This is a genomic window from Marinomonas fungiae (assembly GCF_001418205.1).
GTDB lineage: Bacteria > Pseudomonadota > Gammaproteobacteria > Pseudomonadales > Marinomonadaceae > Marinomonas > Marinomonas fungiae.
Map to the genome: position 1 here is coordinate 1 of NZ_LIQF01000006.1, position 25454 is coordinate 25454.

At 45.1% G+C, this 25454-nt stretch carries 23 protein-coding genes; 11 read left to right on the top strand and 12 right to left on the bottom strand.

Annotated features, from left to right (window positions below; genetic code table 11):
- Positions 1–651, bottom strand: a 651-nt coding sequence (locus tag ASC49_RS19965; RefSeq protein ID WP_211262048.1) for a hypothetical protein, incomplete at its 3' end; no start/stop codon positions are given.
- A 426-nt stretch (positions 652–1077) separates the two neighbouring features.
- On the opposite strand from ASC49_RS19965, the gene ASC49_RS10160 reads away from it, so the two are divergent.
- The 8 genes from ASC49_RS10160 to ASC49_RS10195 all read left to right on the top strand — a co-directional run bounded on the left by ASC49_RS10160 (position 1078) and on the right by ASC49_RS10195 (position 10990).
- On the top strand, positions 1078–2406 hold the full coding sequence (locus ASC49_RS10160; protein WP_055463139.1) for a TolC family outer membrane protein: 1329 nt from the start codon (positions 1078–1080) through the stop codon (positions 2404–2406).
- An 11-nt stretch (positions 2407–2417) separates the two neighbouring features.
- On the top strand, positions 2418–3275 hold the full coding sequence (locus ASC49_RS10165) for a hypothetical protein (protein ID WP_055463140.1): 858 nt from the start codon (positions 2418–2420) through the stop codon (positions 3273–3275).
- Positions 3276–3293: 18 nt separating this feature from the next.
- Complete coding sequence (locus tag ASC49_RS10170; protein WP_055463141.1) at positions 3294–4175, top strand: OmpA family protein; 882 nt, start codon at positions 3294–3296, stop codon at positions 4173–4175.
- A 161-nt stretch (positions 4176–4336) separates the two neighbouring features.
- The gene (locus ASC49_RS10175; RefSeq protein ID WP_162265209.1) at positions 4337–4864 is read left to right on the top strand and encodes a transglutaminase-like cysteine peptidase; all 528 of its coding nucleotides are present in this window, start codon (positions 4337–4339) and stop codon (positions 4862–4864) included.
- Between the two features lie 33 nt (positions 4865–4897).
- Positions 4898–6823 carry a bifunctional diguanylate cyclase/phosphodiesterase gene (locus tag ASC49_RS10180; protein ID WP_055463143.1) on the top strand — a complete coding sequence of 642 codons (1926 nt, stop codon included), beginning with the start codon at positions 4898–4900 and terminating at the stop codon, positions 6821–6823.
- Entirely contained in the window at positions 6820–8997 is a 2178-nt protein-coding gene (locus tag ASC49_RS10185; protein ID WP_055463144.1) for a type I secretion system permease/ATPase, read from the top strand. The genes ASC49_RS10180 and ASC49_RS10185 overlap by 4 nt, the downstream gene beginning before the upstream one ends.
- A gap of 2 nt (positions 8998–8999) precedes the next feature.
- Positions 9000–10343 (top strand): HlyD family type I secretion periplasmic adaptor subunit, encoded by a 1344-nt coding sequence (locus tag ASC49_RS10190; protein ID WP_055463145.1) that lies wholly within the window; start codon positions 9000–9002, stop codon positions 10341–10343.
- The gene (locus tag ASC49_RS10195) at positions 10343–10990 is read left to right on the top strand and encodes a response regulator transcription factor (RefSeq protein ID WP_055463146.1); all 648 of its coding nucleotides are present in this window, start codon (positions 10343–10345) and stop codon (positions 10988–10990) included. Before ASC49_RS10190 ends, ASC49_RS10195 begins: the two co-directional genes overlap by 1 nt.
- A 40-nt stretch (positions 10991–11030) precedes the next feature.
- Here ASC49_RS10195 and ASC49_RS10200 read toward each other — a convergent pair whose 3' ends face one another.
- Positions 11031–11930 carry a prenyltransferase gene (locus tag ASC49_RS10200; protein WP_055463147.1) on the bottom strand — a complete coding sequence of 300 codons (900 nt, stop codon included), beginning with the start codon at positions 11928–11930 and terminating at the stop codon, positions 11031–11033.
- 203 nt (positions 11931–12133) lie between these two features.
- Between ASC49_RS10200 and ASC49_RS10205 the strand changes: the two genes are divergently transcribed.
- A complete protein-coding gene (locus ASC49_RS10205; RefSeq protein WP_055463148.1) occupies positions 12134–13489 on the top strand; it encodes an MBL fold metallo-hydrolase in 1356 nt (451 codons plus the stop codon).
- 27 nt (positions 13490–13516) lie between these two features.
- On the opposite strand, the gene ASC49_RS10210 is transcribed toward ASC49_RS10205, so the two are convergent.
- The 5 genes from ASC49_RS10210 to ASC49_RS10230 form a co-directional block, all read right to left on the bottom strand.
- Entirely contained in the window at positions 13517–15220 is a 1704-nt protein-coding gene (locus tag ASC49_RS10210; RefSeq protein WP_055463149.1) for a SulP family inorganic anion transporter, read from the bottom strand.
- A gap of 40 nt (positions 15221–15260) precedes the next feature.
- Positions 15261–16148: a LysR substrate-binding domain-containing protein gene (locus ASC49_RS10215; RefSeq protein ID WP_055463150.1), complete on the bottom strand. Its 888-nt coding sequence runs from the start codon at positions 16146–16148 to the stop codon at positions 15261–15263.
- 40 nt (positions 16149–16188) lie between these two features.
- On the bottom strand, positions 16189–16938 hold the full coding sequence (locus ASC49_RS10220) for an amino acid ABC transporter ATP-binding protein (RefSeq protein ID WP_055463151.1): 750 nt from the start codon (positions 16936–16938) through the stop codon (positions 16189–16191).
- The gene (locus ASC49_RS10225; RefSeq protein WP_055463152.1) at positions 16931–17878 is read right to left on the bottom strand and encodes an amino acid ABC transporter permease; all 948 of its coding nucleotides are present in this window, start codon (positions 17876–17878) and stop codon (positions 16931–16933) included. The genes ASC49_RS10220 and ASC49_RS10225 overlap by 8 nt, the downstream gene beginning before the upstream one ends.
- Before the next feature lie 70 nt (positions 17879–17948).
- The gene (locus ASC49_RS10230; protein ID WP_055463153.1) at positions 17949–18758 is read right to left on the bottom strand and encodes a transporter substrate-binding domain-containing protein; all 810 of its coding nucleotides are present in this window, start codon (positions 18756–18758) and stop codon (positions 17949–17951) included.
- A 294-nt stretch (positions 18759–19052) separates the two neighbouring features.
- Between ASC49_RS10230 and ASC49_RS10235 the strand changes: the two genes are divergently transcribed.
- The gene (locus ASC49_RS10235; RefSeq protein ID WP_055463154.1) at positions 19053–19952 is read left to right on the top strand and encodes a homocysteine S-methyltransferase family protein; all 900 of its coding nucleotides are present in this window, start codon (positions 19053–19055) and stop codon (positions 19950–19952) included.
- A gap of 90 nt (positions 19953–20042) precedes the next feature.
- Here ASC49_RS10235 and ASC49_RS10240 read toward each other — a convergent pair whose 3' ends face one another.
- The 5 genes from ASC49_RS10240 to ASC49_RS10260 all read right to left on the bottom strand — a co-directional run bounded on the left by ASC49_RS10240 (position 20043) and on the right by ASC49_RS10260 (position 24344).
- Positions 20043–20822: a LytR/AlgR family response regulator transcription factor gene (locus ASC49_RS10240; protein ID WP_245624686.1), complete on the bottom strand. Its 780-nt coding sequence runs from the start codon at positions 20820–20822 to the stop codon at positions 20043–20045.
- The gene (locus ASC49_RS10245; protein ID WP_055463155.1) at positions 20809–21918 is read right to left on the bottom strand and encodes a sensor histidine kinase; all 1110 of its coding nucleotides are present in this window, start codon (positions 21916–21918) and stop codon (positions 20809–20811) included. Before ASC49_RS10245 ends, ASC49_RS10240 begins: the two co-directional genes overlap by 14 nt.
- Positions 21911–22600 (bottom strand): hypothetical protein, encoded by a 690-nt coding sequence (locus tag ASC49_RS10250; protein WP_055463156.1) that lies wholly within the window; start codon positions 22598–22600, stop codon positions 21911–21913. Before ASC49_RS10250 ends, ASC49_RS10245 begins: the two co-directional genes overlap by 8 nt.
- Positions 22601–22603: 3 nt before the next feature.
- Entirely contained in the window at positions 22604–23359 is a 756-nt protein-coding gene (locus ASC49_RS10255) for a MipA/OmpV family protein (protein ID WP_055463157.1), read from the bottom strand.
- A 235-nt stretch (positions 23360–23594) separates the two neighbouring features.
- The gene (locus ASC49_RS10260) at positions 23595–24344 is read right to left on the bottom strand and encodes a DeoR/GlpR family DNA-binding transcription regulator (protein ID WP_055463158.1); all 750 of its coding nucleotides are present in this window, start codon (positions 24342–24344) and stop codon (positions 23595–23597) included.
- Positions 24345–24473: 129 nt separating this feature from the next.
- Between ASC49_RS10260 and ASC49_RS10265 the strand changes: the two genes are divergently transcribed.
- Positions 24474–25448, top strand: coding sequence for an ABC transporter substrate-binding protein (locus tag ASC49_RS10265; RefSeq protein WP_211262049.1), 975 nt, complete (start codon positions 24474–24476; stop codon positions 25446–25448).
- Positions 25449–25454 lie beyond the last annotated feature (6 nt).

Below are 25454 nucleotides of genomic sequence, written 5' to 3' on the forward strand. Positions count from 1 at the left end.
TGGTTCTGGTTCTGGTTCTGGTTCTGGTTCTGGTTCTGGTTCTGGTTCTGGTTCTGGTTCTGGTTCTGGTTCTGGTTCTGGTTCAGGCTCTGGCTGGGGAATGATAAATTGTGGAGTGTCGTTGATGACCTGTTGCGCCTCGACTTCGGTTTCTACGTCACGTGTTTCTGTCACGTAACCTGCAGTTACTTGCCCTTCTCCGGCAGTACGTTGATCCGCTACACCTTCTTGGTTTGAAGAGCTTAGCTCGTCTTCTATTTGATTAGACTGCGCTATAACTTCAGCTTGCGCTTGAATAGCTTGCTGCTGATCTGCTGCCAACGTGATTTGCGTACCGTCCACACTTTCAAATCGACCTTCGATAATAGCGCGCTGTAATGATTCAAATCGACCTGTCAGCTCATTAGGCAAGTTTTCAAGACTTTGTAGAGGAACGACATCATTGTTCAGAACAAACTGTGTATCGCCTCCCAAGGAAATTGTACTGCCATCAATTGTTTCAATTGCAACAGTTGAGCCTTCTTGGGTGATAACAACCTCATTCAAAAAGATTTCAGAGCCATCTTGTACTGATCGTACCTCCTGCGTCTCTGTATCTAAAACTAATACCTCACCATTGATCCCAATGATTCTACCTGCTACTACAGCCATATTGAGCGTCCTTTAAATACAATATATTTCGACGAAATATAACAAAATTAAAACGAAGCACTAATGTACTTAAGGACAGTATGGTGCGCATTAAAATATGCAAAGTCATATTCCCAACAGAAAAGGCAAACAAATAAATAATATACATGCAATTTATAACAAAAAGACATAGTGGCTTTATTTGTGAATCCCTTACATTTAGTTACATTACCAAAATTATTCTTCTCTTCCTTAACGACACCGCCATAGCGCAGTAAATATAATCACCTGACTGATATACAAGAAAAAAGCATATGGGCAGAAAATCAAAAATAACTTACAAAAAAATACATTTTTTCACATAAAAACATATCTCACCCTTCCTCAAGAAGCATTTTTATTATTAAATCTGCATCCCTTAAAAATCTACGGAAGCAACGGAATATTATGCTCATAAGATCTCTACCTTACACGGTCATTGTTGCCTCTCTTGGCCTTTCCAGTTTCAGTTTTGGCACAACTTTAGAATCAGCGGTAAACGATGCCGTTATTAATAACCCTGAGTTCAGGGCTGAAGTTAAACGCTACCACTCTTATCAATCAGATTTACGCGGTTCAAAAAGCGGTTACCTCCCTAGCATTGACTTGAACGCAGGGATTGGTTATGAAGAAGTAGATAACCAAAGTATAGATAATACAGGGAATGGCTTAACGCGTAAGGAAGCTTCAATTTCTTTAACACAAAACCTATTCAATGGTTTTGGCGATGTAAATGAAGTAAAGCGACAAGAGTACCGCACTAACGCTCAAGCCTTCGTCGCTATAGCTCGCGCAAACGATGTTGCTCTTGAGATGATTGAATCTTACATAGATTTGCTAAAGGAACAGGAATTCCGCCAATTAGCACTCGAGAATATGCGTACTCATGAACAAATTTTTGAGCAGATTACGCAACGAAATAATGCAGGTATCGGAGATCAAGTCGAAGTCGATCAGGCAAGCGCTCGTCTAGCTTTAGCTGAATCAAACTATGCTGCCGCAGAGAATAATTACTTTGATGCACAAGCCCGCTTTCGTCGAGTCTTAGGCCGTGACCCAGACAATATGCTGGTTAAGCCTGTATTCCAAGAGCAGCTACCCGAGTCATTAGAAAAAGCAACAGAACTTGCCTTAAACGAGCACCCCACTTTGCGCACAGCCAACAATGACGTTTTGGAAACAGAGTATCAATATAAGGCTGCTAGCCGTTTCCATTATCCTAGTGTCGACTTAGTTGTGGAACAGACATTTGATCACGATATTTCCGGTATCGAAGGTAAAGATCATAACTTCCAAGCTATGCTGCGCCTAAGCTATAACCTATACAGTGGTGGTCGCGACTCTTCCGATAAGGACCGAACCAAGCATGAATACCAAGAGGCAAATGAAGTGCGTGATAATACACGCCGTCAAGTCATTGAAAACCTTCGTTACGCTTGGAATGCAAAAACCTATGTTGAACAGCAGCTTACTTACATTGAGCAGCATATCAAGCTCACGTATGACACGCTCACCGGTTACCGTAATCAATTTACTCTAGGTCGTCGAACTCTTCTCGACCTATTGAACACGGAAAACGAATATTACAGTGCCACACAGAACTTGATCAGCAGCGAATATGAGCTTCTTAAAGCTAATTACCGTGTAATGGCAGGGATGGGCACGTTACTGCCAAGCTTCGACTTAAGCTACGATCTTATCAATGCTGATACCCACCTAGCTCAGAACGACCAATAAAGGGATTTATAATGATGAAAAGTAAAAAACATTTCGTTGGTTTATTGGTTGCTAGCAGCATAGCATTAGCAGCCTGTAGTAATCAGCAGGTGGTGACCGATGCCAATCAAAATACCTCTGTCGAAGTATCTTCACAGACTTTACAAAGCATTTTTTCTGAGGGCATCTTGTCTCACCGCAAAGCAGGTGAGATAGCTACAAACTCATTTGAATCAAAGATACGTAACCAAGTTCGTTCGGATATGAACATCAACTTCGATTACTTAGCTAATGCTTCAAAAGATGAATTGCTAGCAGACTTAGAAAATGCTGATAGTCGCTTATCAATGTTCAAGCACGCCACTTATCGTGGTAGCGCGCTTGAACAATTATGGGCCTTATTACCCGCACTACCTTCTATTGAAAAACGTAAAGCACTACAAATAGCACTGCTAGAGCGCTTTGACGAACAGCCTAAACTAGCTAATGACAGAATGGCTGAGTTGATGGATCTTCAAATAAATAAGTTGTTCAGCAGTTTTATGATCAGTTTAGACGCACTTACACCTGAAACCGAAAAGTTTGAAGCTCTACTAGTACAGGAACTCAAGTCAGAAGGCTTGAATATCAGTGCTCGTCGACCTTCTTTAATTTTAGAATACTTTATCGACAGTTACTCTGATCAAGGAGAGGTCGAGCTAGTGGCTGATTTCGAATTTAAAGATAGAAGTGCGCAGGCTTTCCACTCTTTAAGCAGTACAACAACTTATGCTTCATCTGATGGACAACAAGCTCAAAAGGACGCTTTTTCATTATTAGCTAATGATATTACCGAGCAATTAATCGAAAAAGCCACTCATCGAATTAATGACGTAAACAGCGTTAAGTAGATCAAAAGGACTGTTAGTATGAAGTTTGTATGGTTACCAATCACTGCAGCACTATTGGCCAGCAGCATTACTTTGGCTGAAGATAAGCCTTCATCACAGATTGATAATAAAGATTTATCGACTAAGGAAATTAACGAAGTTTACTCTGATCTTGACCAAGATGGTGTAACTACGCGCTATGACCAATGCCAAAATACCGCATTATCTGAGACAGTAAACACTATCGGTTGTGATTTAGACTCTGACCAGGATGGTATTTACGATAAAAATGATCAGTGTCCCAACACGCCAGCGAATACACCTGTAAACTTTTTAGGCTGTGCAGCGGATACAGATTATGATGGCGTTGTGGACACAAAAGACCGATGTCCAATGACGCCATTAGGCACTAAGGTGGATGTAGATGGCTGTAAAATCGTTGATGATTCAGACAATGATGGCATTGCCAACAATATTGACCAGTGTCCAGATACTCCAATGGGTGTCGAGGTGAATCAGTTCGGCTGCCAACCACGCACCTCTTTACTCGTGAATATCGTATTTGATACAGCTTCTTGGGTAGTTCGTCCTGATCAAGAATCTTTCTTAATGAAAGATTTAAGCACACTAAAGGATCTACAAGCAGATGAAATAGTTCTAATTACAGGCCACACTGATAGTGTTGGTCGTGATATTGACAATGTCCGTCTTTCTTGGAATAGAGCTGCAAGTGTTAAGCAATATTTGACAACTCATTCTGATGTAGACCCTTTGCAAATATACCTTATCGGTCAAGGTGATTCTTCACCCATAGCGGATAACTCTACCGATACAGGACGTCAAGAAAACCGCCGTATTGAACTTGAGGTAATGACGCAAAATGTTCTACCACAAAGTGCAATGCTACATTCACCTCAGTAATGCTAAAATGGCTTTTGCAATGGATACATATAGTGATATCAAAGCATAGATATGTAAAGTGGATAATATTTTGCTTTTTTATAACTTTACCTGCGCAAAGTGCCACTTCCACCCAAGTAATCTCTCAAAACGAGATTAATGTTGCGAGTAAGAAATATGGAGTGCTTGCTGTACGACGCATGCAAGCACTGCTATCTCTGATCGCTGAGAATTCCAATCGCCCCGAACGCCTTAAGATCAATTTGGTAAATGATTTCTTTAGCAAGGTCACCTACACCGAAGATAAACAAGTCTGGGGCGTCAACGATTTCTGGTCAACGCCAGCAGAGCTCTTGGCCAAGGATAAAGGCGATGCTGAGGACTTTGCGATCGCCAAGTATTTCACCTTGATCGCCATGGGTGTAGACGAGAAGAAGCTGTACTTCTCTTATGTAACCGCAACTCGAATTAAGCGTTCTCATATGGTGCTAACCTACTTTAGAACACCAACTTCAGAGCCCTTGGTCCTCGACAGTTTAACGGACCGAGTGCTCAAGGCGAGCGTAAGATCAGACTTGATCCCGATCTACAGCTTTAATGCCAAAGACTTACGTGACTCAACACAGGCTTCGAGTAAACAAGGCTTTGAAAGCTCGATGCACCTATGGGGGCAAATGATCAATCGCATGCAACAAGGCATTTTGAAATAGACCTTTTAACCGTTACTCAACAATGGATTCATTATGAGTTTTAAGTCAAATATTCTGATTTTTATAAGCGTCATGCTTCTAGTATTGCTAGTTGGCACGTTTGGCTTGAATATGTCGACCACACAAGCATTTTTGAAAAAGCAGCTGCAATCTCATTCATACGATACCGCCAACTCTCTTGGCTTATCGTTGAGTGCGGTGGCCGACAACCCATCAAGCGCTCAAACCATGATTGATGCGATTTTTGATCGCGGACATTTTGCAATGATCAAGCTGGTAAATATGGATGGCGACGACATCTACATGCGTACTAATCCTTCCGACCAAATCGATGTACCAGCTTGGTTTATAGGACTAGTCGACATCGACATCCCAACCTCTCATGCGGTGGTCCAAAAAGGTTGGATGCCTATTGGCAAGCTTCAAGTACAAGCTCAAGATGGCTATGCCTACATTGAGTTATGGTTAGTGTTTAAAAGCTTAGTACAATGGTTCTTATTTGCCGCAGCCATCTTCTTAAGCAGCGCCTATTTAGCGGTTCTTTTCTTATTACGTCCTCTTAACAAAGCTCAGCAACAAGCCCATGCCATTGTTAATAAGGAATACATTTTGCAAAATCCCCTACCGGCGACCACTGAATTTCGTCAGTTAGCAGGCGCCATGAACGGTATGGTCACTAAGTTACAGCAGGTATTCACTCGCGAAGCGCAGGTAGCAGAAAAGCTCCGCGCGATGGCTTATCAAGACAGTGTTACAGGACTATATAATCGCCATTATTTCGACATGACGTTCAACAGCATTGTCGATGCGGAACAAGCCAGCGCCAAAGGCAGTGTTTGCCTATTGCGCATTAACGGATTGAAAGAACTCAATACTCAATACGGCTATCAGCTAGGTAATGAACTGGTTAAACACATTGCTCAGAAGTTCCGTCAGGAATTAGCCCTAAACGATGTCATTTTCGCTCGCTTGAACGGGATCGAACTCATTGCGGTGTTGCCCAACGCTGAAGCTGACGTCTTGCGCTCTAAAGTGGAGTCGTTGTTGACTTACCCGAGTAGTCTACAACAAGAATTAAACTTAGCTGATATGCCTATTACTCTGACCTCTGCTATCGCACGCTATGAACCTAATGAGTCAAAGTCCAGCCTTTTTAGTAAGCTAGATTTTTTAATTCAACAGGCAGAAATTGCGGGCAATGAACCGGTTCAATTACAGCAAGAAAACTCTCATAACGGCTTCAATAACAAAGATTGGCAAGCACTTATCGACCGAGCCATCGTAGATCAGCGCTTTAAACTCTTCAAGCAAGAAGCTTATGGCATTGATAACAGCGTATACGACAGTGAGCTGTTAGTACGTATGGTCGCAGAAGATGGCAAGATCCAATCGGCAGCCTACTTTATGCCAGCCGTAGAACAATTAAATATGCAGAGCAAGATCGATGAATTGGTGCTGCAACTGGTCACCACTCATCTACAGAAACATCACAGCAGCTCGCATCATTCAATCAACTTGAGTAAAGCACTGCTTATCCACGCTGAACTATTCGAGCAGCTGTTGCCTAAATTCCAACAAGCACAAGGCGCAAATTTAGCCTTCGAGTTTACCGAGGCTGCTATCTATGAACATTTAGATACAGCGAAGGCAATCTTTAACACATTGCGAAAACTCGGCTTTAAAGTAGGGATCGACCGTTTTGGTATTCAAGTTGCAGATCTGCAATATCTTAAAGAGATTCAGCCGGACTACATCAAGCTTGACGCCTCTTTTAGCGATCAGATTGAAGTAGACAACAGCACAGGCTCTTATGTTAACAGTATTTGTGAAGTGGCCAGTAATCTAGACATCGACGTGTTTGCCATGTCGATCGAGAAAGAAACACAACTTAAGGCCTTCCAGCAATCTGGTGTGACTTACTTCCAAGGTTATTACTTCAGTACGCCGATTCCATTATGAGTGAAGCTTTTACCTATCAACTAGATCAGGATGCTCAACACATCGAGTCCCATGATCCATTATTAGAGTGTTTAGCCATCTATACAAAGCTGGCACAAACCCCCTTTAGCAAAGATGCGTTAACTGCTGGTTTGCCTTTAAATGATGACACGCTCACACCTGATCTATTTAAGCGTGCCGCCAAGCGTGCAGGCTTAAAAGCTAGTTTTAAAAAACGCTCTATTGAAGCGATTCCACGACTTGTGTTGCCGTGTATCCTGACACTCAAAGACAATGCTGCTTGTGTGCTACAGGAGGTCCATCAACAAACAGGTCAAGCGAAGGTCATTTATAGCTCGGCACCAGACGGCTGGAAGCTAGTAGATCTAGATGCTTTGGAGCAAGAGTATCTGGGCTATGCCATTTATCTTAGTCATGTGCAGCAACATAACAGCACCTCTAAACCATTAGTCGATTATCAGTCTGACAAACATTGGTTCTGGTCGTCTATTTGGCAAAGCAAGTCGATGTATCGTGATGTGGTCGCGGCATCTTTCATCATCAATTTATTTGTCTTAGCCAATCCCTTATTTGTGATGAATGTCTACGACCGCGTCGTGCCGAACAATGCTATGGAATCACTTGGGGTCTTGGTTCTTGGCATTAGTGTGATCTATTTGTTCGACTTCGCCCTGAAGTATTTGCGTACGCATTTCCTCGAAACGGCTGCAAAAAAGAGTGATGTCTTAATTTCCGCTAAGCTGTTTGAACAAACCTTAGGTTTGACCCAAGCTAACCGCACCGGCACCGTGGGCAGCGTTGCAAACAAACTGAAAGAGTTTGATAGTATCCGTAACTTCATCACTTCCAGCGCCATTTCTGCTTTGGTAGATTTGCCGTTTGTGATCATTTTTCTAGCGGCTATTTTCTACCTTGCAGGACAAATTGTTTGGGTACCGATCATCATTATTTTGTTGATGATTGCCTATAGCCTCATCATCCGCAAACCCATTCAACGTAGTATTGAGGCAACCTACCAAGCCCAAGATCAAAAAAACAGTGTGCTTATCGAGTCCCTTTCCACTATGGCAACAATAAAGTCCTTGGGGGTTGAGTCGAAAATGCAGTGGAAATGGGAACAGGCCGTCGGTGAGATATCACGTACCAGTTTAAAGTCCAAAATGCTGCAAAGCTCGGTCTCACGTATGACTGGTTACATGCAACAGATGAGCACGGTATTGGTAGTATTGACGGGCGTATATTTAATTGCCGATGGTGATTTAACGCTTGGGGGATTGATCGCAACCGTGATTTTAAGCCAACGGGCCATTTCACCGATGGGGCAAGTTGCGGGACTGCTTGGCAGCTATCAACAAACTAAAACTGCCTACTATTCACTCAATGACCTGATGGCAAAAGAGATTGAGCGCCCTGCCGATAAGCGCTTTATTACGCACCCTAATTTTGCAGGCTGCATCGAATTTGTCGATGTTACCTTTACTTACCCTGGGGATACCAAACCAACCCTTAAAAACCTGTCTTTTAAAATCGACAAGTATGAAAAGGTGGGCATTATTGGACGCATTGGCTCAGGTAAAACCACTATTGAAAAGCTAATTATGGGCTTTTATCCGGTCGACTCAGGCAGCATCTTAATTGACGGTATTGATATTCAGCAGCTCGATCCTGCAGAGCTACGCCGTAATATCAACTATGTGCCGCAAGATGTGGTCTTGTTCCGTGGTGATGTGCGAGAAAACATTGCCTATCGCGCACCTTACGTTGAAGATGAGGTCATTATGCGCGCAGCAAAACTGTCTGGCGTAGATGATTTTATTAAGCGTCATCCAGCAGGATATGGCTTACAAATCAGCGAAAACGGCCAAAACCTATCTGGCGGACAGCGTCAGAGTATTGGTATTGCACGCGCCCTATTGTTGGATGCCCCTTTCCTATTATTGGATGAACCCACTAATACTATGGATGGCACTACCGAGCTAACTCTTCTTAAAAACCTTAAGCAGATTGAGCTGAATACCACCTTTTTACTGGTGACTCATAAAATGAGCCTGCTAGCTTTGGTAAACCGGATTCTGGTCATCGAAGACGGACAACTGGTGGCCGACGGTGAAAAGAATGCTGTATTGAAAAGCCTACAGCAAAAAACATCTTCTAGTGCAGAATCAGAGAGCTAACCATGGCCAAAAAACATCCAAAGCAAATGCTTCCCCAAGAGGATATTGAGTTTGTATCTAGCCTTAGCCAAGCAACCTTAGAGCAACCAAAACGCTATACCACATTGATTACCTGGACGATCGTATTCGCGGTAGTGTGGTTGATCGTTTGGGCCAATATGGCTGAGCTAGATAAGATCGTACGCGGCTCTGGAAAAGTCGTACCATCTAACAAGGTACAGATCGTGCAGAACCTTGAAGGGGGTATAATCGGTGAAATTCTGGTTTCTTCTGGCGATCTTGTTGAAAAAGAGCAGACCTTAATCCTGCTTGATAATACTCAGTTTGCCAGCTCGTTCAGCGAAAAGCTGTTAGAAATGCAAGCTCTGAAAGCCAAAGCTGCACGACTAACAGCGGAAGCTAATACCGCAGAGTTCGTAAAACCACAAGACTATGAATCTGACTTCGAAAAGCAGTTTTATATTCGCGAGCAGAACCTACTGCTAGAGCGTAAAAAGCAGGAAGCGATTGCGATTGGTATTATTCAGCAACAGATCGTACAGCACCAAACAGAGCTGGATAACGCACGCGAGCAACTAGATCAATTACGCAACTCGCTGCAGCTATTAGATCAAGAAATTGAGATGACTGAACCACTGGTGTTACGTGGCTTTGCTTCCGAAGTAAGTTTATTGAAAACGCGTCGTGAGCGTAACGATACCTTTGGCAAACTTAATTCCATCGAGCAGTCGATTCCTAAATATCGCGCTTTGATTGCTGAAACGAAGCAAAAAATCGCCGAAATACGTCAAAAGAACCGCAACGAGGCGCAAGAGTCTCTAAATGAAACCTTAGCCCGCATTTCACAATTAGAAAATATCAATGTGGCGTTAGAGGACAAGGTACAACGCACCAATATCAAGTCACCCGTGAGCGGCGTTATTTCAGAGCTATTAGTAAATACCCTAGGGGAAGTGGTTCAACCCGGTAGCGATTTGGCAAAGATCGTTCCTATCGAAGATTCACTTGTTTTAGAAACTCGCGTACAGCCATCTGATATAGGTTTTCTCAAAAAAGGTCTGCCTGCGAAGGTTAAGTTCACCGCCTATGATTTTGCCGTGTATGGCGGCTTAGACGGTACCGTCGAGCAGATTTCTGCAGACACTATTACCGATGGAGAAGGAAAAAGTTATTATCTGGTACGTATCCGTACTGAGAAAAACTATCTAGGCGCAGAGGATCAGCCTCTTAATCTTATGCCTGGCATGATGGCAAATGTCGACGTTATCGTCGGTAAACACACCATATTGGATTACTTGCTGAAACCTATTTTGAAAACCAAAGAACTGGCCTTGAGAGAATCCTAATGAGTCATCTTGAAGCCCGCTACGATGCTACAGCTTTAGAGTCATGCGTTATCTATACCGACGCACCACGTACTTTTAAACACTGGCTATTTCAACGCAAACAGATGATGACTGCTTCTGTTTTGACAAAACAATACGATGGCAGCTTGGTGGCGCTGTTTCACCTGCATAGTTTTGCCGCGCAGCGCCAACAGATCCAAGCGTGCATTAGCCACCATGATTACGTGCTGATTATTGTCGATCAAAGTAATCCTTCAGAAGCCATCGAGCTATTTAAAATGGGAATAAAAGGATACCTTGAAAGCGACATTCCGCTGGTTTCCCTTGAGCAAGCGATCACCACGATTCAACAAGGTAACGTCTGGATTGGCCATGACATCATGAGGGCTCTTATTTGTGGCGTACACAATGTCAATAATGATGATCCCACTGCTGAACAATGGAATCATCACCTCACAGCACGAGAAACTGAAGCGGCCAATGCCTTATTGCAAGGTAAAAACAACAAAGAAATTGCTGAGATCATGGATATTTCAGAACGTACTGTTAAATCCCATATTCGCAATCTATTCGATAAATTTGACGTCAATGATCGTCTAGCATTGGTCATAAAAATCCATGCTTTAATGAAGAAATCACGTTTTTAAATTATCGCACAGTATTTCACACAATCTATGAATAACAGATTTATCCTAGTAGCAACGTCACCCCTAAAATAAGGGGCGTCACTAAGGTCATGATCACATTGCGTCCAAGAAATGGCAGCCACGTCGCTGAGCTTTTACGTAGCAGTGGCTTTAGACCGAGCACCACAGTGATCGCCAACGATAGAGGCAGTAATGCCAGCAATGACAACCACGGTAGCAGCGACAGGAAGCAGCCCATAATAATCGCCACACTCGCCACCAACACCCCAAAGCTATACAGCGCTAGGCTGGCCGATTTGCCATAAATAATGGGAACGTGTCGACGACCACTGACGCGATCAGCGTCAATGTCTGGAAACTGATTCAGTAGCAACAAGTTATTTGCCAACATAAAAGGCACTAAGGATACCAACAAGGCTAAGCCATTCAGATCTCCGGTTAACGCGATATGCGTTCCTAACACCATCACTGGACCAAAGCCTAATCCCGGCGCTAGCCAACACAATAAGGGTGATCGGTTAATCCAAGGGGTATAGCCCACCACCAGCAAGACGCCTATCGCACCCAACCAAAGTAAGGCCTCTCCTCTTAGGTAGACAAAGTAACTACCAATCGCGATAGTACCTAACAAGGTCGCCCAGGCCATGACTAAAACACCGTTGAGCGCCGCGGGATTCTCTACCAACCCGCCACTGCCCCCACTAAACGGCGTACGCTCAGTCTTAAGGTCTAAGCCTGAGCGAAAATCCATATATTCATTAAATGCATTGACGCTGATATGAGCCAACAACGCCGCCACTACCGCTAACGCGACATGAAGCCAATCGATTTCAACGGCACTGATATAGGCAGTACAAATGCCTAAAAACACACTCACAGGTGCCAGTATTAAAAACGGAACACGTGCCGATTGAATTAACGTCGCTAACTTTATACTCATTCAAGAATCTCTTAACGGGTGTGCACTAGAAAATATCAATGCAAGATATCAGCCCCGCTCTAGTCCATCCTATGGCAACGATGCGGAATATAGAGCTAGATCAGTGTTTTCTCTGTTAACACAGACACGGCACTATAAGTAGGTGTAATACTTAAGTTTAGCTTTCGCTTAAGTATCCGCGTTTCAAATAGTCTGAGGCCGTTATGAAGATTATCTTTCTGGGTGGTACCGAAACCGTTACCGGTTCTAAATTTTTGATTGAAACCAAAACCACACGCATTTTAGTCGATTGTGGGTTATTCCAAGGGTATAAGTGGCTAAGGGAGCGTAACCGACAACCTCTACCGCTTGATATTGATGATCTTGATGCAGTGGTACTGACCCACGCTCACCTCGATCATTCAGGCTATGTCCCCGTACTGTATAAAAAAGGCTATCGTGGACCAGTCTTTACCCACCACGCTACTCGAGATTTATGCAAGATCCTGTTAGCTGATAGCGGTCACTTACAAGAAGAAGACGCACGTTTTTACGGCAAGCATAAGCTCAGTCGCCATGAAAACCCTGAGCCGCTGTACGACCGCGCGACCGCCGAAGCTTCCATGCAATTATTCCAAGGCATTGAGTTTGAAGAGCAAGTACAAGTTGGCGACATTCGCTTCCATCTGCAGCCGGCGGGACATATCCTCGGTGCAGGCAGTGTTATTATTGAGGCCGAAGGTAAGCGCATCGGTTTTTCAGGAGATGTGGGACGTCCTGATGACATCCTCAACTACCCACCGAAGCCGCTGCCCGAACTAGATTTGTTAATGTTGGAATCAACCTACGGTGATCGTCGCCATTCACAGGACGATCCTTATGAACAGCTCGCGGATATGGTCGTACGCACCGCCAAGCGCGGCGGCGTGTTATTGATCCCATCGTTTGCCGTTGGTCGAGCGCAGGTACTACAGCATATGCTGCTTAGTATGATGCAGGAAGGGCGTATCCCTCCTATCCCTATTTACCTCGACAGCCCCATGGCCATTAACGTGTCAGAACTCTATTGCGAACACGCTGCCTTGCATAAGCTGACCGTAGAGCAAGCCAATCATATGTGCCAAGCCATCCACTACACCCGTGAAGTGGATGAATCTAAAGCCTTGGACGAACTGACTTACCCACACATCATCATTGCTGGCAGTGGTATGGCCACTGGTGGACGCATTCTGCACCACTTCAAACGCCATCTCAGCGACCCTAAAACCTCGGTGCTGTTCGCCGGTTATCAATCTGGTGGTACACGAGGTGCAAAAATGGTGGGCGGCGCCGACAGTGTCAAACTACACGGTGAATGGATTCAAATCAGAGCATCAGTTGAGAGTATGGATGCGCTATCTGGACACGCCGACTATGTCGATATTGAACAATGGCTCAAAGCATCTGAGCTCAAAGCAGGCACACAAATTTATCTAATCCACGGGGAGCCGGAAGCGCTTGAAGGGATGCGCGATCATCTCGAACAAACCACAAACTTTAGAGTCGATATTGCCGGATACATGCGTATTCTGCATGTTTAAAACAGGTCCTCACTCACATCACCGGTATCAACTCAACGATACCGGTATGTTATGAGGGCGCTCAGAAAAGGCTTCAACCACATCGGATACGGAACTGAAATAGGCCTCTTCACCAACCGCTTGGGTAATCCCAGAACGATCCATACCATAACGTACACGATCCGTAACTTCTGCAAACACCAAACGAACCCCTAACTTACGTAACTCATAGGATAAGGTAACCAGAGTTTGCGCCGCCGTATAATCCACATCATCCACAGCCGCCGCATCAATGCAAAACCACTCTAAGGACGGGCGGGCACTGTTTACCAAATACAGGACTTCGCGACTCATCAACGAGGCATTGGCGTAATACATACCATGAGTAAAACGGTATACCTGTAATCCCGGCATTAACTGCGCGTTGTTATTCAGCGGCACAGCACGCCAACGCCCATGACCATTGGAAATCACCACACTGTTCACTGGGCGATAGCCATGTCGTGTATGCACTAAAAGCGATAATGCTATGGCAACCAAAATCCCCAATTGCACGCCTAACACCACCACCGCAACCATGGTCACGACCGATACCCAAAACTCCCAAGGGCGTTCATAAAGCACCTTACGTAAGCCTTTAATATCGATTAGCTCGAAGCCAATTAAAAAGACAATGCTGGCCAAGGTTGCATGAGGTAAATAGGCTAACGGCTCAGTAAACAACACCAACATGAGTAGAACAATGAGTGCGGTAATCAAATGCGCTAACTGACTACGCCCTCCGGCACCGTCGACCATTTGCGTTTTGGTTGGGCTGCCATTCACCACAAAAGCGCCAGACACGGCCGCACCGATATTGGCCAATCCCAAACCAACTAAATCTTGGTTATCGTTCACCGTTTCTTGATGACGCGCTGCATAAGCACGCGAGGTGGCTGAGCTTTGCGCCAAAATCACCATAACCATAGCAAACGCAGTGGGTAGCAAATGCGTGAACTGCTCCCACGTTAAGTTAAATAATGGAAACTGCAGACTCGGTAAGCCACTCGGTACACTGCCCACCAGAGCAATATCGAATTCTTCTAACTGAAACAACCAGCTTGCGAAAATAGCCCCGATAACCGCTACCAAGGCCCCCGGAAAACGCTTCGAAACTAAATGCATCCCAACCACGGCAATCAAGGTAGATAACGACACAACTAAGGTGTGTACATTCAGCGTCTCAAGCGTTGGCCAATGCAACAGCAAATGGGTAATGGAACTCAAACCGTCACTGTGAATACCTAGCATGCCTGGTACCTGCCCTACGGCCACTTGAATGCCCACCCCACTCAAAAAGCCGATTAATACTGTACGAGACAAAAAGTTAGCCAACACGCCCAAATTTAAAATACGTGCCAGTAACAACATGCCGCCAACGATTAACGCCAGTGTGGACGCCATGCTTAAATATTCATCCGAACCAGACACGGCGATGCCTGCCAAAGCCGTGGCTAACATAGCCGCCGTAGCGGAATCCGCGCCCACCACCAACTGCCGCGATGAACCAAACATGGCAAATAAAAACATAGGCAGAAGCATGGTATACAAACCTACGACGACGGGAACACCCGCAATCTGGGTGTAGCCCATCACCTCAGGGATCGCTAATGCCGCCAGCGTTAGCCCTGCCAGCACGTCCCGAGGCAGCTGCGCACGTTCGATAGGAAACACACTTTGGAATACACGAAATCGCTGACGTCCGATTGTCATAACAAGGCTCTCTTAAGTAATGCGTTGATTTTCGCAGCCACTAGTTTATGCGGCTTTGACGCTCTAACCAGTTAAAAAACAATACGGCTTCAGGAGATAAATCGGTGCCGGATTTTCGCACCAAATAAAACGACTCACTGGCGGGAATACGTTTATCGAACAATTCAATTAAACGGCCATCGGCAAGCATATCTTCCACCATGGAAGAGCGAGCCAATGCCACCCCTACACCAAGCTCTGCTAGACGCAATGACGCCAGCAAGGTATCCAGTTGCATGCCGCGGGAAGGGTCAACACTCTCTTCGTTAATCATCGACAGCCAGTAGCCCCAGCCCTCTTCGTAGCCGAGGACATGCAGCAAGGTGGTTTTAGCTAAATCACGAGGACTTTCAATCGCTTCGCGTTCCATAAGCTCTGGCGAGCAGACAGGAAATAGCGTATCCCAACTTAAGCGCTGTGACACATAGCCCGGCCATTGGCCGTTGCCCCAACGAATTTCAAAATCATCGTCCGCATCCGTGTCTTTCACCCAAAGAGAGCTGATATATCGAATGTCGATATTAGGGTGCTGTTGGTTAAACTCCGCCAAACGCGGCGCCAACCAATGGACAAAAAAGGACAAACTGCCGCGAATTTTTACCGGAGTGCGTTTATCCGAATTGAACAACTCATTGGTCGCAGCGGCCAAACGAGAAATAGAATCTTGCACTACTGGCAAATAAGACATGCCCTCGTCGGTCAGCGTGAGTCCTCGAGGTAAACGCTTGAACAAGGACACCCCTAAATGGCGCTCTAATAAACGAATCTGCTGGCTCACCGCACCTTGAGTTAAATGCAGTTCCTGCGCGGCTTTGGTAAAGTTTAAGCTGCGCGCAGAGACTTCAAAGGTGCGTAACCAATTTAATGGGGGAAGTGTTTTCTCATTCATCTAAGCACCCAAGCGCCGACCGTTTCTGATAGAAAGGCGCTTAGAGTACCTGACCTAGAAAACGTTGCAAGCGTGGGTGTTCAGAATTAAAGAAGCGCTCTGGTGATTCTTCGAGGACGAGCTCCCCCTCTTCCATAAATACCACTCGGTCGGCGACTTCTCGGGCAAAGCCCATTTCATGGGTCACCACCACCATGGTCATGCCCTCTTTAGCGAGGCCTTTCATCACGTCGAGCACTTCTCCAACCATCTCTGGGTCGAGGGCGCTGGTAGGTTCATCAAACAACAGGGCTTTAGGCTTCATGGCCAACGAACGAGCAATCGCCACACGCTGCTGCTGGCCTCCCGACAAACGTGACGGGTAGCTCTGCATACGGTCATGCAATCCCACACGGTACAATAAATCTTTGGCCTCTTGCTCAACCTCAGCTTTGTCTCGTTTGAGCACTTTTAACGGTGCCAGCATCACATTACCAAGGGCTGTTTTGTGCGGAAACAAATTAAACGATTGGAACACCATGCCGACTTCTTCACGCAGCTTATTGATATTGGTGTTCTTATCCACTAAGTCGATACCATCAATTTTGATATGACCCGATGAGATGGTTTCCAATTGATTTAACGTACGCAGAAAAGTCGATTTTCCCGAACCGCTTGGACCAATAATCACCACCACTTCACCACGGTGGATGTCCAGTGAGACATTTTTAAGTGCGTGACAGCCATTTTCAAAGATTTTGTTTACATCGCGCGCTGCGATTAATACCTGCTTTTGTGCTTGATTAGTCACTGGCCGCTAACCTCTTTTCTAAACGCTGAATGGCCCAAGATAATCCACCCGTCACCACTAAATACAAAGCCGCAACAGTAAACCACACTTCAAAAGGAGCAAAACTACCGCTCACAACTTCACGACCAGCTTTGGTCAGATCTGTAATGGAAATCACCGACACCAAGGACGAGTCTTTGATTAGGTTAATAAACTGCCCCGCCAACGGCGGCAAGGTACGCTTGATTGCCTGAGGCATCACCACATAAGCCATGGCTTGGGCATAATTCATACCTAACGAACGCGCGGCTTCCATTTGCCCAGGAGGCACAGATTGAATACCGCCACGCACGATTTCCGCCACATAAGCACCGGTAAAAATCGACAAAGCTGCCACCCCTGCGGTAAAACGATCCAAATCGAAGACAGTGCCAATGAAGAAGTAGACAATAAAGATCTGCACCAGCAGCGGTGTACCACGAATGATCTCCACATAAGTCACGGCCAAATTGCGCCATACCTGACCATGGGCCACCCGCATCAAACCAAACACCACACCAAGCAAGATCGAGAAAATCAGCGACAGGAAGGAAATCTCAATCGTCACCCACAGGCCTTCGGCAATCGGACCAAAGCGCCAACCTTCGATACGGGCAATGGTATCGCCTTGGAAAATTAAATCTCCATCACGGGCCACCAGCTTGTCATAGTCCGGCACGACCTGCGGCGCGCCGCCGTAATCGGGCGTAATGCTTAACTGGCCTGAGGCGCTAACCACCGCGGTGCCATCTGTTTGTGCAATGATGTCCTGTGGTTCCGTATTAATTACGTAGGGCCACAGACGCTCCCAATGCCATGTGTAATTGATTTTTTGTCCCGAGAAATAAATCCCAGCGATCAAGGCCGCCATGATAACGAGATATAAGCCGTGTCCAAGCCAGCGGTTAGATGGTGTTTGCATGTTGTCTCTTATATAGAAAAAGAGCCTAACATCGTAGGCTCTTGGTCAGACTGACAGATCGGTAGCGCGTTTACTGAATGCTATCGACCCAAGCATCCGAGTTAAACCACTTGTCGTAAATACGATCGTAAGTACCGTCCTTCTTGATTTGCACTAGGTAATTGTTCAAGAAGTTTAAGAAATTCACATCGTCTTGGCGAATTGCCCAGCCAAGCGGTTCGTAAGTGAAAGCTTGATCTAAATGTACCACGCCGCCTTTGTTCTGCGCTGCGTACATTGCGTTGTATGGCAAGTCATAAACAAACGCGTCCGCTTTGCCATTTTTCACTTGTAGCACTGAGTCAGCAGAGGTTTCAAACAAATTTAGCTGCGCATTTGGAAAGTATTTCTTCGCAGCAATCGCACCAGTTGTACCAATCTGCGATACCAAACGGTATTTCGGATCATTAAGGTCGCGATAGTCTTTAATCTGGGCCGCAACTTCGGGAGTCACCAGCACCGTTTGCCCCATTTCTAGGTAAGTGTCAGCAAACAATACTTTCAGGTTGCGCTCTGGTGTAATGCCCATACCGCCATTGATGATGTCACATTTACCGGTTTGTAAAGCAGGAATGATGCCGTCCCAAGCCGTGTTGACTGGAACAAATTTAACCCCCATGGCATGAGCCATATGCTTAGAAATATCGATATCGAAACCGATAAAGCGGTCATCTTTGGTTTTCATTTCAAAAGGAATGTAGCCAGCTTCAAAGCATACTTTTAACTCGCCGCTCGACATGATGCCATCGATTGCTGAATTCGCCGCATTAACAACTGTACTGCCTAGTACAGAACTTGCCACAACTAAGCCCGCTAGCGCTTTTTTGAAACCTAGTTTCATGTCATTCCTCATTCATTTGTTTTGTTGTAAGTCCATGCCTAGAGCAGAAACACCAAGCATTAAGCCGTGAACTAAAGGGTGACACAATATACCGAAAAGAAGAAAAGAGTAGTATCGACAGGATCAGGGTCTAAGACCCATTTTTTTTAATGGGTAGGGCTATTTTTTGTTATCTGTTAGTCATTATAGGCACAAAAAAGCCTTTTTGACCTACCAAAAATAATGAATTCGATTTTATTTCTAGATCAGCCTCGCTAAAATGTGCCGATTTTCAACCAATCGGAAAACTGCATTATGACGACAGTCACCATACTTGATGGCGGCATGGGCCGTGAACTAGAGCGCCGTGGCGCCCCCTTTAAACAACCTGAATGGTCAGCCTTGGCTATGATGGAAGCCCCAGAAATCGTAAAGGATGTTCACAAGTCCTTTATCGAAGCAGGTTCACGTGTAATCACCACGAATAGCTATGCCCTAGTACCATTTCATATTGGTGAAGACGTATTCAAACAGCGCGCTTTCGAGCTAGCGGTGGACTCTGCTAAGGTTGCTCGCCAAGCCGTTGAAGAAACAGGCAAAGACGTTAAAGTTGCAGGTTCATTGGCGCCATTGTTTGGCTCTTACCGCGCCGATCTTTATCAAGCAGATCGCGCCGAAGAAATCGCTCGTCCTCTGATCACAGCCTTAGCACCTCATGTGGACCTTTGGCTAAACGAAACCCAAAGTTTGCTGGCTGAAGCATTGTTAATGAAAAAGCTCGTGGACGAGCTAGACGGTGAGAAAAAACCATACTGGGTGTCGTTCACACTGGAAGATGCAGAACCGACTACAGAACCATGTCTACGTTCAGGTGAAACCGTAGTAGACGGTGTAAAGGCGATGGTCGCAGCGGGCGTAGATGGCATTCTATTTAACTGCTGTCAGCCAGAAATCATTGCTGACGCCATTACGGTGACAAAACAAACATTAGCAGCGCTGAACAAAGAGATGGCAATCGGCGCCTACGCTAACGCCTTCCCACCACAACCCAAAGACGCCACCGCCAACGATGGCTTAGATGAAGTCCGCGCAGACCTCACACCCGAGTCCTACCTAGTTTGGGCAGAAAAATGGTGCGAGCTGGGTGCTACCCTGATCGGCGGTTGTTGTGGTATTGGTCCTGACCACATTAAAGCGCTAGCGGCACGCCTATAATTTCGTCCCTAACCAAACAACAAAGCCCCGATAGGTTTACTATCGGGGCTTTTGTTTTTTCAGCTATTCCCAGTTGCAGCTAACACGGCATCACATCTGTTTAAACAGATGCATATTATTTCGGCTGACCGGCAGGGTTTTCTTTATGTCTTTTAGGTAGACCGTTAAATTTCCATTATCGTCTTTATTGACTCGCTCGATATGACTGACTTGTACGACAACAGAGCGATGAATACGCCAGAACTCATTGTTATTAAGCTCCTCTACGAGCTGCTTAATGGACTTCTTAATCAAGTACTCCCCGCTCAACGTCACGACGGTTGTGTATTTATCTTCCGCAATGAAACAGCTGATATCGCTGACTTTAATCACATGGATGGCCTCACCACGAGAGGCGTTAATCCATTGTAGTGTTGGGTTTGAATGTTGTGGCAGTAGCTGGCTTAACTGCTCCGCATCAAGCTCGTATTTAACCGTTGTATGCGAGCGTTTTTGTAACCTTTGAATGCATTCATAGAGACGCTTTTCATCAACGGGTTTGAGCAAATAATCTAGCGCTTCATGCTCAAACGCCGCGACCGCATGCTCGTCGTATGCCGTGACAAATACCAGATTCCCCTGATAACCAGACGCTCGAAGTTGCTTGGCTGTTTCAATACCGCTTAGCCCCGGCATTTTTATATCCATAAAAATCGTATGGATGTCGAGTTCCTTAACAACATTTATGGCCTCTATCCCTGACCCCAGCGCCACGATTTGATCAATGTCTTCCCATAATCCCTGTAACAATTTCTGCAGATGAAAACGTAGTAATGGTTCATCATCCACCACCATTACCTGAATCAATCCGTCCGTTTTAATGTGTGACATGCTCCATTCCTAGCATTTTTTGTTGGGAGTCACTTAACGGCCAACTCAAGGTCACCAGACAACCCGAAACTTGCTTTTGGTCGTTGTAAACATTCTCTATATCAAAATGAGCTTGGTCGCCATAGATCAAAAACAAACGCTGTCGAATATTTCTCAAAGCAATGCCATGCTTTTTATCTGACGAGACTGACGCTTGCCAATTTGGCGCCAATCCAAGACCTGTATCCAGAATAGAAACATGGCAATTCTCCTCTTCAACCTTAACTGATATTTCGATTTCCCCGCCTTTTAAACTCGGTTCTATGCCATGAACGATTGCATTTTCAACCAATGGTTGTAACAGAAACGGAGGGCATTCTATACGTTCAACATCGCCTTTTTTATGAATATGAAAGCGCAATCGATCTCCCATTCTCACTTTTTGAATCGATAAATACGCTGCCACTAAATCTAGCTCTTCGATTAGTTGAATACGAGGCTGCTTTATCTTACTCATGGACACACGAAGCAAGCTGGTCAGATCATCCAACATGCGCTTAGCGTCATCAGGCCGAATATCAATCAGCACTTGAATGTTCGCTAAGGTATTAAACAAAAAGTGAGGTTCAATTTGTGATTGCAGCATCTGATAGTTGGACTCTGCTAACTGCTTTTCTTGCATCAGCGTTTTCAGTTTTTGCTCTTGCAGCTCTCGTTCTTTTCGGCTTAGTCGATGAGCATTGTAAAAGATATAGGTCACAAGCATGCTAAACAGCACTTTAAGCAGTAAATCTGACCATGAGGCATTCAGTACCGCATCGACGGAGTCATAAACTTGGTAAAGCAAATACCCCATACCGATGATAACGCCACCAAAGTAACCAAGAATGGTAGCACCTAGTACTGAAAGCTTCTCCCGAAGGTAATAAATACTCAAACGAATACAAGATAAACAAGCGGCCCCAAACACTAAAGAAATCTGTAGCGTCATCCAGAACTCACCCGCTTCGGTAATCCAAATTACAACGGCAATTAAAGCGCAGTAGATTAATACTGTTAAAGTATCCTTTAATAATTCGTGGCTGCTCCAAAAAGCCCGAAATGGTAGTTTAAACATACGCTTTTCCCCCTCGGTATCGTCCCAATTGATAACAGCCCATCACTAAAAACCAAACCATGCTACCAATGCCAAAAATCTCTCCCAAATCGGTAAGAATAGGCACAGCCGTGAATAGACCAATACCGCCAAACACGATTGCAACAGCCCTTAACCAGCGCTCAATGATAAGATCCGCTTTATAACTCAGCCCTAACAAAAGCAACCAAATCCCCCCCACTAACTCATTCCCCCCACCTATTCCATTGATCAGCATTTGCAATGTGTACCAGAGAGAAATAGCAAGTTCTTGATTTACCTCCATAAGCTCTAAAACCATGTGAGTACCGATATTGGCTAACATTCCGCTTGCAATCGTAAGCCCAGACCAAAAATAGCCGAATACCAAGGCTATTGATGCAAACCAGCCCGTCTGAAGATGGGGTTTAATGGCAATCTGGAAAACCATCAACGCCACACCGAACACGATGTAAATCACAAAATACCATAAATACATTAATGCCGAGTAAGTGGACATTAACGTCAGCTGTGGCGCGATTGACTTCCCTATGTCGCCATAAGAGCCGAAAGAAAATACTGTGATGTATACGATCATGCCAAACAAGAAACACATGCCCGCCATCACACTTGCCGTCCCAGCCAGCAAGTGTGATGTTTTGTCTATGCGAATGTCAGTGTTCATTGGTTAAAATCGGTAGAAGACAGACATAGCACCACTCCAATAACCAGAGCGCTCAACAATAGGGCTATCACTGATTCCTTCTCCTAAGTGGTCATAGGCAAGTCTGGTCGCCACATGCCATTCCGTCGTAATAGGATAGACATGCGTGATTGAGGCATTCGCATTCGTTGCAGCTTTACCTTTATAAGCCGCAAATCGACTAGTGGCCTCACCCGCTCGAACACCATAGTAATAGTCGACTAATTCCTCAGATTGATGCTGAATGGCCACGGCAGGAATAAAAGCGCCTACGTCTGTATCCAGCTTTTTGGACAGCATAAATTTCGCTTCGTAGCCTTCGTGGGTATCTGATACATCAGAAGATAACGCCGCTGTGAGATCAACAAAGGGAGTGAAGTGAGTCCATTGAAACGCCAGCTCTGTAGCATCATCTCGTTTCTCGAAGTGCTTTAGCAGCTCGTTTTCATCGCGATCAATAACGGATTCACGCATTACTAACACAGCACTTAGCTGGTCGTTATTGCCGACTTTTCCCGATACCCCCAGCCCTTCTGGACCGACAATGAACATGCCATACTCAAGGTTCAAATAGGGACGAATCTCAGCTTTGTTTTCCTCGCCGTAAACATGGCTCTGCTCACCCAATACAGAAAGCCCCAAATCTGCGTTCCACTCAGTAGCATATGAAGCATAGCTAATACTTGCTAAAACAATGGGCAAGCCACATTTTACAGTGACGGTAAATAGAGAATTTTTCATATCATTTCACTCAGTCTGTTTCATAGGATTAAAAAATGCTCGTTAAAAGCATGAAATAAAGATCCCATAAAGCGGACAAGCGGACAAGCGGACATGATCAAGTGACGAACGGGGATATAAGAGGATAAGTGGAATAATATACGGATAAAGCAGCCTGAGCTTGTAACGAATCGATTTTGTCTTGGTAAGCGTCTAGTTTTTACGACAAGGTCATTGGTGAGCAGAAAACCAAATATCAAAAGATCAATTTCACACCTAAAGAAGTGATCTTGCTTTGCAGATAAGCAGGCGGCTGACAGTCCGTAATCAAGCAATCAATATCTTTCAAACGCGTCCAAACACAACGTGAAGCGCGTTCAAACTTTGTACTGTCGACCATTAAAATCCGGTAATGGCAATTATCAACCAACGCCTCCAAAGAGCTAATGTCATCGTCCGTGAAGTCAAACAGAACACCATGCTTATCGATAGCGGATACCGAAAAAACACCTACATCCGCCCGATATTTTTGGAAGAAGCGTACCGCATCTGCACCGACAATATCCTGATCGCGTTTACGAACTTTACCTCCAGCAACGGTTAACTCACCATTAGGCTGCTCACTGATAATACGCGCCGCATGGAGATTCGTAGTCATCACATGTAAGTTTTCTTTTTCATTCAGACATTTTGCCAATTCAGCAACGGTGGACCCAGAGCCTAGAAAGACCGATTGATAATCTGAAAGCTGCTGTAAACACAGCTCCGCCATGCGTCGTTTGCCCTCCGCATTGTGAATTTGGCGTTGATTAAAACTGATGTTTTCCTGGTTCGGAAACGGAACCACTTCCCCATGATTCCTTAATACTAGTCCTTTTTCCGATAATAAGCGCACATCGCTTCGAATGGTTTGTACAGAGACTGCGAAAGCATCAGCTACCGCTTGTAAGGACTGACGGCCATTTGCATTAATCCATTGAATAATATCCAGTTGACGCTGATTCATAATCCCCCCTCTACATACAAAAACTTCAAACGAAAGCAACTTCACTTCAAACGAAAAGCAATAGTCATCTTAGTGTCAAAGTATGGCGGTAGTGTTTCAGTAACACTCACTCTTTAAGGAACGCTTGCAATGAAGATGTTAAAAACGCTAGTAACGACCAGTATTTTGGCTTCTATATCCTCTCTATCCATCGCCGAGACACTGACCCTGTACACCAGCCAGCCAAATAAAGACGCACAAATGACTGTCGATGCATTTGAAAAAGCGAACCCAGGAATCGATGTGGAATGGGTACGTGATGGCACAACCAAACTGATGACAAAGCTTCGTGCAGAACTTAGCAGCGGTGTGGTGAACCCAGATGTACTGTTGATCGCTGATAGCGTAACCATGGAATCCATGGCAAAAGATGGCTACCTAGCCCCCTACCTAAGCCCTAACCGCTCAAACTACGATGCATCGCTTTACCACAACGAGGGTTATTACTACGGCACTAAACTGATCACAACAGGGATCGTGCGTCACCAACGCGCGCCAGAAAAACCAACAGATTGGTCGGATTTCGCAAAGCCTGAATACAAAAACCAAATCGCTATGCCCAGCCCACTTTACTCTGGCGCCGCACTGATTCACTTAGCAACACTTACGGATGAACCAAGCCTTGGTTGGTCATATTACGAAGCGCTACATAACAACCAAGTCATGGCTCAAGGAGGTAACGGTAGCGTATTAAAAGCCGTGTCTTCAGGCACAAAACCATACGGCGTGATCGTCGATTTTCTTGCCATTCGTGAAGCGCAAAAAGGCTCACCTCTTGAATTCATATTTCCGAAAACAGGTGTCAGCATGGTGACAGAGCCGGTCGCGATCATGAAAGGTTCAAAAAACCAAGAAGCGGCGAAAAAGTTCGTAGATTTTGTTTTATCCAAACAAGGTCAGCAGCTTGTGCTTGACCAAGGCTACTTGCCAGCACGCTCTGATATGCCAGTTCCAGAAGGCTTCCCTGCGCGTGAAGACATTAAGCTGATGCCTTTCGATGCGGCAAAAACATTGGAAAACAACGAAGCCAACAAACAACGCTTTAGCGATATTTTTGAAGGCTAATCCACG

Bases quoted from the DNA above. Each gene is read 5' to 3' on its own strand.
- ASC49_RS10160 (WP_055463139.1), top strand. From the start codon at position 1,078: ATGCTCATAAGATCTCTACCTTACACGGTCATTGTTGCCTCTCTTGGC.
- ASC49_RS10165 (WP_055463140.1), top strand. From the start codon at position 2,418: ATGATGAAAAGTAAAAAACATTTCGTTGGTTTATTGGTTGCTAGCAGC.
- ASC49_RS10170 (WP_055463141.1), top strand. From the start codon at position 3,294: ATGAAGTTTGTATGGTTACCAATCACTGCAGCACTATTGGCCAGCAGC.
- ASC49_RS10180 (WP_055463143.1), top strand. From the start codon at position 4,898: ATGAGTTTTAAGTCAAATATTCTGATTTTTATAAGCGTCATGCTTCTA.
- ASC49_RS10185 (WP_055463144.1), top strand. From the start codon at position 6,820: ATGAGTGAAGCTTTTACCTATCAACTAGATCAGGATGCTCAACACATC.
- ASC49_RS10190 (WP_055463145.1), top strand. From the start codon at position 9,000: ATGGCCAAAAAACATCCAAAGCAAATGCTTCCCCAAGAGGATATTGAG.
- ASC49_RS10195 (WP_055463146.1), top strand. From the start codon at position 10,343: ATGAGTCATCTTGAAGCCCGCTACGATGCTACAGCTTTAGAGTCATGC.
- ASC49_RS10200 (WP_055463147.1), bottom strand. From the start codon at position 11,930: ATGAGTATAAAGTTAGCGACGTTAATTCAATCGGCACGTGTTCCGTTT.
- ASC49_RS10205 (WP_055463148.1), top strand. From the start codon at position 12,134: ATGAAGATTATCTTTCTGGGTGGTACCGAAACCGTTACCGGTTCTAAA.
- ASC49_RS10210 (WP_055463149.1), bottom strand. From the start codon at position 15,220: ATGACAATCGGACGTCAGCGATTTCGTGTATTCCAAAGTGTGTTTCCT.
- ASC49_RS10215 (WP_055463150.1), bottom strand. From the start codon at position 16,148: ATGAATGAGAAAACACTTCCCCCATTAAATTGGTTACGCACCTTTGAA.
- ASC49_RS10225 (WP_055463152.1), bottom strand. From the start codon at position 17,878: ATGCAAACACCATCTAACCGCTGGCTTGGACACGGCTTATATCTCGTT.
- ASC49_RS10230 (WP_055463153.1), bottom strand. From the start codon at position 18,758: ATGAAACTAGGTTTCAAAAAAGCGCTAGCGGGCTTAGTTGTGGCAAGT.
- ASC49_RS10235 (WP_055463154.1), top strand. From the start codon at position 19,053: ATGACGACAGTCACCATACTTGATGGCGGCATGGGCCGTGAACTAGAG.
- ASC49_RS10240 (WP_245624686.1), bottom strand. From the start codon at position 20,822: ATGTCACACATTAAAACGGACGGATTGATTCAGGTAATGGTGGTGGAT.
- ASC49_RS10245 (WP_055463155.1), bottom strand. From the start codon at position 21,918: ATGTTTAAACTACCATTTCGGGCTTTTTGGAGCAGCCACGAATTATTA.
- ASC49_RS10250 (WP_055463156.1), bottom strand. From the start codon at position 22,600: ATGAACACTGACATTCGCATAGACAAAACATCACACTTGCTGGCTGGG.
- ASC49_RS10255 (WP_055463157.1), bottom strand. From the start codon at position 23,359: ATGAAAAATTCTCTATTTACCGTCACTGTAAAATGTGGCTTGCCCATT.
- ASC49_RS10260 (WP_055463158.1), bottom strand. From the start codon at position 24,344: ATGAATCAGCGTCAACTGGATATTATTCAATGGATTAATGCAAATGGC.
- ASC49_RS10265 (WP_211262049.1), top strand. From the start codon at position 24,474: ATGAAGATGTTAAAAACGCTAGTAACGACCAGTATTTTGGCTTCTATA.